The sequence below is a fragment of the Lactobacillus fornicalis genome (genome assembly GCF_055362665.1).
This window is the reverse complement of the sequence record NZ_JBLTIM010000005.1, coordinates 176,377-182,902: the sequence shown is the minus strand read 5'-3', so window position 1 is coordinate 182,902 and position 6,526 is coordinate 176,377. Positions and strand designations below refer to the sequence as shown.

Annotated in this window: 2 protein-coding genes and 26 tRNA genes; 27 read left to right on the top strand and 1 reads right to left on the bottom strand. The window is 39.4% G+C overall.

Going from position 1 to position 6,526, the window contains the following annotated elements; translation table 11 throughout:
• Positions 1-24: 24 nt before the first annotated feature.
• From ACNDLV_RS02030 to ACNDLV_RS01955, 16 genes are all read left to right on the top strand, one after another.
• Positions 25-97 (top strand) — tRNA-Val (locus tag ACNDLV_RS02030).
• A gap of 6 nt (positions 98-103) precedes the next feature.
• Positions 104-176: transfer RNA gene (locus ACNDLV_RS02025), tRNA-Lys, on the top strand.
• 14 nt (positions 177-190) lie between these two features.
• A tRNA-Leu gene (locus ACNDLV_RS02020) sits at positions 191-272 on the top strand.
• A 30-nt stretch (positions 273-302) separates the two neighbouring features.
• Positions 303-375: transfer RNA gene (locus tag ACNDLV_RS02015), tRNA-Thr, on the top strand.
• Positions 376-386: 11 nt separating this feature from the next.
• Positions 387-458 (top strand) — tRNA-Gly (locus tag ACNDLV_RS02010).
• 12 nt (positions 459-470) lie between these two features.
• Positions 471-556 (top strand) — tRNA-Leu (locus ACNDLV_RS02005).
• A 9-nt stretch (positions 557-565) separates the two neighbouring features.
• Positions 566-639, top strand: a tRNA-Arg gene (locus tag ACNDLV_RS02000).
• Positions 640-643: 4 nt separating this feature from the next.
• Positions 644-717, top strand: a tRNA-Pro gene (locus ACNDLV_RS01995).
• A gap of 31 nt (positions 718-748) precedes the next feature.
• Positions 749-822 (top strand) — tRNA-Met (locus tag ACNDLV_RS01990).
• Positions 823-832: 10 nt separating this feature from the next.
• Positions 833-906 (top strand) — tRNA-Ile (locus ACNDLV_RS01985).
• Between the two features lie 34 nt (positions 907-940).
• Positions 941-1,014, top strand: a tRNA-Met gene (locus ACNDLV_RS01980).
• Positions 1,015-1,017: 3 nt separating this feature from the next.
• Positions 1,018-1,091: transfer RNA gene (locus ACNDLV_RS01975), tRNA-Asp, on the top strand.
• Positions 1,092-1,098: 7 nt separating this feature from the next.
• A tRNA-Phe gene (locus ACNDLV_RS01970) sits at positions 1,099-1,171 on the top strand.
• 21 nt (positions 1,172-1,192) lie between these two features.
• A tRNA-Gly gene (locus tag ACNDLV_RS01965) sits at positions 1,193-1,263 on the top strand.
• Positions 1,264-1,269: 6 nt separating this feature from the next.
• Positions 1,270-1,343, top strand: a tRNA-Ile gene (locus ACNDLV_RS01960).
• A gap of 3 nt (positions 1,344-1,346) precedes the next feature.
• Positions 1,347-1,436: transfer RNA gene (locus tag ACNDLV_RS01955), tRNA-Ser, on the top strand.
• A 92-nt stretch (positions 1,437-1,528) separates the two neighbouring features.
• Here ACNDLV_RS01955 and ACNDLV_RS01950 read toward each other — a convergent pair.
• The gene (locus ACNDLV_RS01950; RefSeq protein WP_006586441.1) at positions 1,529-2,467 is read right to left on the bottom strand and encodes a diacylglycerol/lipid kinase family protein; all 939 of its coding nucleotides are present in this window, start codon (positions 2,465-2,467) and stop codon (positions 1,529-1,531) included.
• 195 nt (positions 2,468-2,662) lie between these two features.
• Here ACNDLV_RS01950 and ACNDLV_RS01945 point away from each other — a divergent pair, with 195 nt between their 5' ends.
• The 11 genes from ACNDLV_RS01945 (at position 2,663) to ACNDLV_RS01895 (ending at position 6,524) form a co-directional block, all read left to right on the top strand.
• The gene (locus tag ACNDLV_RS01945) at positions 2,663-5,401 is read left to right on the top strand and encodes a YhgE/Pip family protein (protein ID WP_006586442.1); all 2,739 of its coding nucleotides are present in this window, start codon (positions 2,663-2,665) and stop codon (positions 5,399-5,401) included.
• A gap of 200 nt (positions 5,402-5,601) precedes the next feature.
• A tRNA-Glu gene (locus ACNDLV_RS01940) sits at positions 5,602-5,673 on the top strand.
• A gap of 37 nt (positions 5,674-5,710) precedes the next feature.
• Positions 5,711-5,801 (top strand) — tRNA-Ser (locus ACNDLV_RS01935).
• Positions 5,802-5,809: 8 nt separating this feature from the next.
• A tRNA-Met gene (locus tag ACNDLV_RS01930) sits at positions 5,810-5,883 on the top strand.
• Positions 5,884-5,886: 3 nt separating this feature from the next.
• A tRNA-Asp gene (locus ACNDLV_RS01925) sits at positions 5,887-5,960 on the top strand.
• A 5-nt stretch (positions 5,961-5,965) separates the two neighbouring features.
• A tRNA-Phe gene (locus tag ACNDLV_RS01920) sits at positions 5,966-6,038 on the top strand.
• Positions 6,039-6,047: 9 nt separating this feature from the next.
• Positions 6,048-6,129: transfer RNA gene (locus ACNDLV_RS01915), tRNA-Tyr, on the top strand.
• 4 nt (positions 6,130-6,133) lie between these two features.
• Positions 6,134-6,204: transfer RNA gene (locus ACNDLV_RS01910), tRNA-Trp, on the top strand.
• A gap of 13 nt (positions 6,205-6,217) precedes the next feature.
• Positions 6,218-6,290 (top strand) — tRNA-His (locus tag ACNDLV_RS01905).
• A 52-nt stretch (positions 6,291-6,342) separates the two neighbouring features.
• Positions 6,343-6,413, top strand: a tRNA-Cys gene (locus tag ACNDLV_RS01900).
• A 27-nt stretch (positions 6,414-6,440) separates the two neighbouring features.
• Positions 6,441-6,524, top strand: a tRNA-Leu gene (locus ACNDLV_RS01895).
• Positions 6,525-6,526 lie beyond the last annotated feature (2 nt).

The following is a 6,526-nucleotide window of genomic DNA, read 5'->3' as shown; positions in this document are numbered from 1 at the left end:
AGGGTAGGTAGCCGCCGCGCACATGGAGGATTAGCTCAGCTGGGAGAGCATCTGCCTTACAAGCAGGAGGTCACAGGTTCGAGCCCTGTATCCTCCATATCCTGAGTTGTTAGCTCAGTTGGTAGAGCAACGGACTTTTAATCCGTGGGTCGAGGGTTCAAGTCCCTCACAGCTCATTGGCCCTAATATCGCGGGTGTGGCGGAATTGGCAGACGCGCTAGATTTAGGTTCTAGTGTTTTCGGACGTGTGGGTTCAAGTCCCACCACCCGTATTGGTTTGCCAAACCACACATTGACAATATGCCGATTTAGCTCAGTTGGTAGAGCATCTGTCTTGTAAACAGGGGGTCGTACGTTCAAATCGTATAATCGGCATTCATATTTTTGCGGAAGTAGTTCAGTGGTAGAACATCACCTTGCCATGGTGGGGGTCGCGGGTTCGAATCCCGTCTTCCGCTTTCAATAATGATGCCGGGGTGGCGGAATTGGCAGACGCACGGGACTTAAAATCCCGCGGTTGGTTTCAACCGTACCGGTTCGACTCCGGTCCTCGGCACTTATTGATGCACCCTTAGCGCAACTGGATAGAGTGTCTGACTACGAATCAGAAGGTTGTAGGTTCGAGTCCTACAGGGTGCATAATCGGGAAGTGGCTCAGTTTGGTAGAGCACCTGGTTTGGGACCAGGGGGTCGCAGGTTCGAATCCTGTCTTCCCGATAGTAATTAAATTTATATTTGATTACATTTTGGCGGTGTAGCTCAGCTGGCTAGAGCGTCCGGTTCATACCCGGGAGGTCGAGGGTTCGATCCCCCCCGCCGCTATTGTACGCTTGGACCTTTAGCTCAGTTGGTTAGAGCAGACGGCTCATAACCGTCTTGTCGTAGGTTCGAGTCCTACAAGGTCCATAAAGGGTCTTTAAAAATTAATATGAAATATTATCGCGGGATGGAGCAGTCTGGTAGCTCGTCGGGCTCATAACCCGAAGGTCGTTGGTTCAAATCCGGCTCCCGCAATATGGTCCATTGGAGTAGTGGTTTATCTCGCCTCCCTGTCACGGAGGAGATCGTCGGTTCAAATCCGTCATGGACCGTAAGAATGGCTCGGTAGCTCAGTTGGTAGAGCAAAGGATTGAAGCTCCTTGTGTCGGCGGTTCGATTCCGTCCCGCGCCATTATTTTTTTAAAGATTTTGTGCGGGTATAGTTTAGTGGTAAAACAAAAGCCTTCCAAGCTTTAGTCGCGAGTCCGATTCTCGTTACCCGCTTAATATGGGCCTATAGCTCAGCTGGTTAGAGCGCACGCCTGATAAGCGTGAGGTCGATGGTTCAAGTCCATTTAGGCCCATATGGAGCAATACTCAAGTGGCTGAAGAGGCGCCCCTGCTAAGGGTGTAGGTCGGATAATTCCGGCGCGAGGGTTCAAATCTCTCTTGCTCCGTATTGAATAGAGCACGTTATCTGTTTTGGGTAGCGTGCTTTTTTGATGTAGTAATATAGATATAAAAAGGGCACATTTATTAATGTGCCTTTTTAGTTATGTTTTTGCCAAAATGGGTATGTTTGAGTATCTAAAATCAAGTTTACTTCTGCTTTTGCGAATTCTTCACCATCTAAATGTATAAATTGACTATTTTTTGTCTTAATTGCCAATTTGTTATTTTTAAAACGATGAACATATGGACTTTTATCTACCTTTCCTTGTATAAAAAGACTAAGTACTTTTAGTAGATTGGGAATGTTCTTTTTCTCAACTACAAATAATTCAAGTCCATTTTTGAAAGGACTCATTTCTGGTGAGACTCTTATTCCACCACCAATATAAGGTACATTGTTTACGATTGATATATAGGCCTTTTTAAAATGGCGCTCTCCAATTATTAGTTCAAAAGTATTTTGAGTTAAAAATGCTGAAAAACCTTTCATAGCATATGAAAACTGTCCTAGATTTAACTTATTTAAGCCTTTTTTAGTCAATGAAGAATTAGTTTTGTGAACAATGCGTGCATCAAATCCAATGCCTAAATTATTTATGAAAAATCCCTCGCGACCGCCGATTTTTTCGATGTAATGGCCTATGCAAATATTTTGAATATTTTGACAATTTATAATTTGATCTAGTGCTTTGATTGGAGTATTTGAAATGCCATAAGATTTTGCAAAATCATTTCCTGATCCTGCCGGAATATAAGAAACAGGAATAGGTGTCTTTTGTTTTGCAAACAATAGGCCATTGATTACTTCATGTAAAGTCCCATCTCCTCCAAGGACTAAAATAATGTCACATTCTCGCTTATGGGCAATTTCTTTGGCTAATGTTTGGGCATGTCCAATAGCTTTTGTATAAAAACATTCATATACCAAATTTCTTCTTTTTAATTCTCTTTCAACGATAGGCCAAATTTTTTTAGCATGGCCAGAACCAGCTTTGAGATTGACGATAATTGAGAATTTTGGATTTTTATTTTTCATATAAAACCTCTAAAACAATACATATTACATGATATATAGACTATCATAGCTTAAAAGAAAAGTCATTAAAATCTCCATTTGCTATATATATACATTTGACAAAAATAGATAGTAATATATAATTTGTTTTTGTTAGCTTTACAGATTCTAAAACATATAGTTTTAGAGAGCGAGAGCAACAAATAGGAGGTTTTAATGGAAAAAGTAAATAAATGGCTAAAAAATCCGAGTTTTTTAAAATTGATTATGATCTCCGTGGCAGTTTTAGCTCCAATTTTTTATAGCTTATCATTTATAAAATCTGTTTGGGATCCCTATGCGGGTGCCAAAAATTTGCCTATTGCAGTCGTTAATGAAGATAAGGCAGTTAAATATAATAAAAAAACTTTAGCTGTTGGAGATCAAACAGTTGCCCAACTTAAGAAAAATCATGATTTAAAATGGGTTTTTGTTAACGAAAATGCTGCAAGGGAGGGATTGAAAAATCGAGAATTTTACACAGTTGTAACTATTCCTAGTGATTTTTCAAAAAATGCAGCTACTGTTATGAGCAAAAAGCCTAAACAGATGCAATTGAAATATAAGACAAATGATTCATTAAATTATTTGGCAGAAACAATGAGTGATGTGGGTATTAAACAACTTAATACCATGATTCGGTCGGCTGTTACCAAAGCGTATGCAACTGCAATGTTCTCTCAATTGAAAACATTAGGAGCTGGAATGAATAAGGCAGCCTCTGGTGCACAGCAAATCAGTGATGGTACAGTAACTTTAACTAATGGTACTAAACAATATACTGCTGCTGTATCACAAATTAATGATGGAATCCAAACTCTTAAAGTTTCTGTTACACCTCTTAAAGCAGGTGCAAGTCAATTAGCATCAGGATCATCTACTCTTGCAAATGGTGTTTCACAATATACAGCAGGAGTAGCAAAGCTGAATAGTGGGGTTAATACTTTAAATAGTAAATCAGGTGATTTACTAACAGGTATGAATACATTTAATTCCGGGCTAACGAAGTTTACAGCAGGGAATGCACAATTAAATACAGGTCTTAATACTTTAAGTACTAATTCTGCTGCTTTAAGAGCTGGAGCAACAAGTTTGCAGTCAGCAAGTAATCAATTTGGATTATTGAATAATGGTGCAAGTCAAGTGGCTTCAGGTGTTCAAACATTTAATAATAATTTGCAATCTAGCAATATTGTTAGTTCTTTAACTCAAGCACTTAGTATGCAAGAACAAGTTACTAGTCTTGAAAAACAATTATCGACGGTTCAAAGTTTGTTAAAACAGTTATCAGGTATTGATGTCAATGCTCTAACTACAGCAGTGGATAAGCTTCAGAATCAAGCGTTTACGACTGCTGTAGACATGGGAAACTTGTATACATCACTTGATGATAATCAAAAGATTAGTGATGATGCAGATCAAATTAATTCGTTATTGAACAGTGATAAGACTTTAAGTAGCGATACAAAAGCCAAATTAGCTAATTTGGCAACTGAAATCAAATCAAAAGCTAATGATTCGACTACTCAAATTAATTCAGCTAATAATTCATGGGGGAATTTATTAGGAGTAATGCTGGATACGCAAAGTACTTTGCAACCGCAAATTGATACAGTACAAAGTCTCTCCAAACAATTACCAGCATTGCAATCTACTATGACACAAGCACAAAGCTTGTTAACTCAAACAGATACATTATTAGCAGCTTTGAAGAAGAATCAAGGCTTATTAACAGCAATGCCAACCCAACTTGCTAGTTTACAATCAGCGACAAGTCAAATCGCTGCAGGAACGCAAAAATTGGCTGATTCAACTGGATCAATCAATACATTGGTAAATGGTATCAATCAATATACTAATGGTGTTGATACAGCTGCCAATGGTGCAGCTCAATTAGCTTCTAATTCTGATCGCTTAATATCAGGATTTAAATTACTTTATGATGGAACTAATCAGTATACCCAAGGAGTTAGTCAAGTAAAGACAGGAACTGCTACCTTAGTATCTAACAATACTACTTTAAATAATGGAGCTAGTCAGTTAAGTACAGCACTTTCTTCATTAAATTCTCAGGTCCCATCTCTGATTGATGGAGTAAATAAATTAGCTACTGGTACTCAAACTTTGAATGGTAATTCTAATAAATTGGTTAACGGTATGACTAAAATTTCATCAGGAAGTAGCCAATTAGCAACCCAATTGAGTAATGGAGCAGATAAAGTTAACAGTAATATTGGTACTACAAATAATGCAGAAATGTTTGCAACACCAACATCATTGCAGCATACTTCTACAAGTAAAGTTCCAAATTATGGTCATGCTTTAGCACCTTTTGCAATGGCTACAGGACTCTTTATTGGTGTACTAATCTTTACTTTAGAGTTCCCAGCTAATAGAAGACGGAAAGCACCTAAAGATGCAATTAGAGTCTTAAATGACGAATTTAAGCGAGCAGTAAGTGTTAGTTTAGCTATGGTTGTGATCTTAAATGTAATTATGATGCTATCTGGATTACAAGTAGATCACGTTTTAGACCTATTTTGGATTTGTTTAGTATATACTCTTGCTCAAATGGCAATTATGCAGTTCTTAACTCTTATCATGGGAAGATTAGGTACAATTATTGGCTTGCTATTATTTATTGCGTCAATTGGTGGAGCTGGTGGTATGTTCCCAATGCAGGTAACTAATTCATTCTTTAATGCCATTCATCCGCTTTTACCAATGACTTATGCGATAAATGGATTAAGACAAGCAATAACTGGTGGATTAGGAAATAGTTATGCAAGTATTAATGCACTTGTCTTATTAGGCGTTGCAGTATTGTTCTACTTATTATTCCTACTTGCAGCAAGTACACTAATAAAAAAAGAAGTTTTAGAAGTAGAAAGTAAACAAATTACACAAGAAATTTAGAAAATTTCATAAAAGAAGAAGCAAATTTGGTCAAAAAATAGACTGAATTTGCTTTTTTTAGCTCCAAAAACACTGATATGACGCTGCTTTTGAAAAAATGAATTTTTTTGATTTTTTTTGCAATAAAGTGTTGACGAAAAGAACATTCTTAGGTATTATAATATTTGTGCTTCGGCGGAGGACGTCGGAGTGAGTCAAGCGGCCCGTTGGTCAAGTGGTTAAGACACCGCCCTTTCACGGCGGTAACATGAGTTCAAATCTCGTACGGGTCATGACCAAATAATTAAATAATATATTTGGTAAATAAACGGAGGATTACCCAAGTCCGGCTGAAGGGAACGGTCTTGAAAACCGTCAGGCGGGTTCTGCCCGCGCGTGGGTTCGAATCCCACATCCTCCTTAATTTATCGCGGGATGGAGCAGTCTGGTAGCTCGTCGGGCTCATAACCCGAAGGTCGTTGGTTCAAATCCAGCTCCCGCAATATGGTCCATTGGAGTAGTGGTTTATCTCGCCTCCCTGTCACGGAGGAGATCGTCGGTTCAAATCCGTCATGGACCGTAAATGGCTCGGTAGCTCAGTTGGTAGAGCAAAGGATTGAAGCTCCTTGTGTCGGCGGTTCGATTCCGTCCCGCGCCATGTTTTCTTGGAGGAGTAGCGAAGTGGCTAAACGCGGCGGTCTGTAAAACCGCTCTCCCTGAGTTCGGTGGTTCGAATCCACTCTCCTCCATAATAGGGATATAGTTTAAAGGTAGAACAACGGTCTCCAAAACCGTTGGTGTGGGTTCAATTCCTACTATCCCTGTTAGTACTTCACGGCGGAATTGGTGAAGGGGTTAACACACCGGTTTGTGGATCCGGCATGCATGGGTTCGAATCCCATATTCCGCCCTAGAAATAAGATGCTGAAAGGCATCTTATTTCATACAATTGAAAAGCTAATGGCGGTGTAGCCAAGTGGTAAGGCAGAGGTCTGCAAAACCTTAATCGTCGGTTCGAGTCCGACCTCCGCCTTATCAAGCTGGTATTAGCAAGTACTATGGCGGTGTGGCGGAATTGGCAGACGCGTCAGACTCAAAATCTGGTGTCCCTTGGGACGTATCGGTTCGACCCCGATCACCGCTATT

Excerpts from the sequence above, each read along its gene's own strand:
- ACNDLV_RS01950 (WP_006586441.1), bottom strand. The coding sequence starts at position 2,467 with ATGAAAAATAAAAATCCAAAATTCTCAATTATCGTCAATCTCAAAGCT.
- ACNDLV_RS01945 (WP_006586442.1), top strand. The coding sequence starts at position 2,663 with ATGGAAAAAGTAAATAAATGGCTAAAAAATCCGAGTTTTTTAAAATTG.